The 1,549-nt window shown below is 66.4% G+C and carries 1 protein-coding gene; it reads right to left on the bottom strand.

Annotated features, from left to right (window positions below; all coding sequences use genetic code 11):
* Positions 1 to 61 precede the first annotated feature (61 nt).
* Positions 62 to 1,015: an RNA polymerase sigma-70 factor gene (locus tag ACTWQR_RS55635; RefSeq protein ID WP_443234998.1), complete on the bottom strand. Its 954-nt coding sequence runs from the start codon at positions 1,013 to 1,015 to the stop codon at positions 62 to 64.
* Between the last annotated feature and the right edge of the window lie 534 nt (positions 1,016 to 1,549).

Below are 1,549 nucleotides of genomic sequence, written 5' to 3'. Positions count from 1 at the left end.
GGACCCCACCACACACCGCTGCCCCCTCCCGGATGCCACTTCCCTGTGATGAGAACCGGCATCAAGGGCTTTGGCACAGTGACCGCGCCTCGCCCTCGGTTTCGGGTGCCCGCGCGGAGCGTGACCGCGACTCGAGGAACGCGGCGATCTTGCTCGGGGTGAACACCCACATCACCTGGTGAATGCCCTCTCGGGAGGCCGCTACGGTCATGAAGGTCGTGGGTTGCCCGTCCCGGTAGATCATCACGCCGGCCCGCCCGTTGGCATGGACCGGCCGGACGTCCGCTGTGGGCCAGAACCACGAATTGGCAGTCGACAGGTTCGCCACACGTGCGCGGCCGAAAACCGGGATGCGAGCGGCGCCACGCCGACCGTTGCCATCGGACAGACTGACGGCGTCCGCGGTGAGGAGAGCCTCCAGCGAGGCGATGTCTCCCGTTTGTGCCGCAGAGACAAAGGCCTCCAGGAGCCGTCTGTGCTCCGCCGTGTCCACGGTCTCGCGCTGGTCGGTCGACAGGTGCTTGCGGGCCCGGCTCACGATCTTCCGCACGTTGACAGGGCTGAGCTGAAGAATCTCGGCTATCCCGGCATAGTCGTAGTCGAACGCCTCTCGAAGCACGTAGGCGGCCCGCTCGGTGGGGTTCAGCCTCTCCAGCACGAGGAGTAAGGCCAGTTCAAGGGCCTCCGCCCGCTGCGCGCCCGCCTCCGGGTCGGAGCTCGTGTCGATGGGCTCGGGCAGCCACGGGCCGATGTAGGTCTCACGCCGCACACGGGCGGACTGGGCCACATTGATGGCCAGCCGAGTGGTCGCACTCGACAGGAACGCCACGGGGCTGACCACTGCCGAGCGGTCCGTCTTCTGCCAGCGCAGCCATACTTCCTGGACCACATCCTCGGCCTCGACCGCGCTCCCGAGCACGCGGTACGCGATGCCGAAAAGGCGTGGCCGCAGCTCCACGAAGACAGAAACGGCCTGGTCCAGGGTGTTTTCCGTGGGCGACGTCTCCGGATGCATGATCTTGCCGTCTCCTTTCCTCCGGGGGTCGGTGCTGCTCAGTGGGGCGATCATGCGGCTGCCGTACGACGGCCTGCCCGGCCCGCCGGCTGCCGGGCGAGGCCGTTACGGCTGTCATGCCCTCCAGTTCCGGCCGGTCGGCCGCCGTAAAGGCTGTGGTCACTGAAAGTCACGGCTTCTCCCATCGCGTCTGCTTCATTGACCACGCCCATCCCCGTTCTGTGACAGGTTCGCCATGACGAGTTGTTGTCGGCGGCAGATGCGGAATCACGGCGGGACGTGGGCCGGTGTCGTATTCGCGCTCGCCACCCCCTCACGGAAGCCGACGATCCGGGGCAAAGATCACACATTCTGTTAGGACAGTGGCAACTGACAGTCAATGTTGTTGGACGCGCCGGGGAGGCAGTGATGTGTTTCACGGCCTCTTCGCGGGTCCGGAAGCTGCCGATCCGGTGGGATTCGCCACTGAAGGGTCATTCCCCTTGTGATCCGGCAACGTTGTTGCCCGTCGTCGGCGGGCCGGAAGGAGCGCCG

Source organism: Streptomyces sp. 2A115, from assembly GCF_052245575.1.
Taxonomy (GTDB): domain Bacteria; phylum Actinomycetota; class Actinomycetes; order Streptomycetales; family Streptomycetaceae; genus Streptomyces.
Note: the sequence above shows the minus strand (reverse complement) of the source record. Positions and strands in the feature narration are given on the sequence as shown.